Origin of the sequence: Aliidongia dinghuensis, assembly GCF_014643535.1 — a bacterium.
Lineage (GTDB): Bacteria > Pseudomonadota > Alphaproteobacteria > ATCC43930 > CGMCC-115725 > Aliidongia > Aliidongia dinghuensis.
In genome coordinates this window covers 1-856 of record NZ_BMJQ01000060.1, presented here as the reverse complement: position 1 = coordinate 856, position 856 = coordinate 1, and the positions used below count along the sequence as shown (strand labels likewise).

1 protein-coding gene is annotated in these 856 nt (G+C 61.2%); it reads right to left on the bottom strand.

Annotation, left to right across the window (positions count from 1 at the left end):
* Nucleotides 1–16 precede the first annotated feature (16 nt).
* Nucleotides 17–771, bottom strand: a protein-coding gene (locus tag IEY58_RS34130) for an IS5 family transposase (RefSeq protein WP_189052657.1) whose coding sequence is annotated in 2 segments (ribosomal slippage) — nt 17–438 and nt 438–771 — 756 coding nt in all. Because the reading frame shifts where the segments join, the coding sequence is not laid out codon by codon here.
* Nucleotides 772–856 lie beyond the last annotated feature (85 nt).

Below are 856 nucleotides of genomic sequence, written 5' to 3'. Positions count from 1 at the left end.
TAGGACGAATCGACATTCAGCGCATCCAGATCATCGCGCTGGCGAGATGCAGGGCGGCGAGGAAATAGATAGCTCTGCGGTCATATCTGGTGGCGATGCGCCTGAAGTGCTTGAGCTTGTTGAAGAAGCGCTCGATGCGGTTGCGCAGCTTGTAGGCGACGGCGTCGTGGGGAATGAGGATTTTCCGCGACCGATTGGATGGGATGACGGCTTCGGCGCCGGTCTGATCGATGAGGTCCCGCAACGCATTGCTGTCGTAGGCTTTGTCGGCGATGACGCCGCCTGTGGTCAGTCCGGCGAGCAGGTCGGGGGCGCTCTTGATGTCGGCGGCCTGCCCCGCCGTCAGAATGAAGCGAACGGGGCGCCCTTGGGCATCGGCGACGGTGTGGATCTTCGTCGTCAATCCTCCTCGGGAACGCCCCATAGCCTGATCCTGGGCCCCCCTTTTCCGGTGGCCGCCTGCTGGTGGACCCGGACGAGCGTGCTATCGAGCATCAGATACTGGTTGTCCGGATCGCCCGTCAGCGACGCGAAGATCTTCTCCCAGACGCCCTTCTTGGCCCACCGCGTGAAGCGCTTGTGGACGCTCTTCCACTTGCCATACCGCTCGGGCAGGTCCTGCCAGTGCGCCCCCGACCGCAAGACCCACAAGACACCGTTTACGAACAAGCGGTTGTCCGAGCCGGTCCGGCCAGGATCACTGGCTTTGCCGGGGAGAAGTTCGGCAATCCGACGCCACTGGGCTTGCGAAAGCTCGTACCGCTTGGTCATCAACCAGACCCCAGATCGAAGAATCTGGCGTCTCATGAATCACATATTCAGCCATCCGTGAATCCTGAATGTCGATTGATCCTAG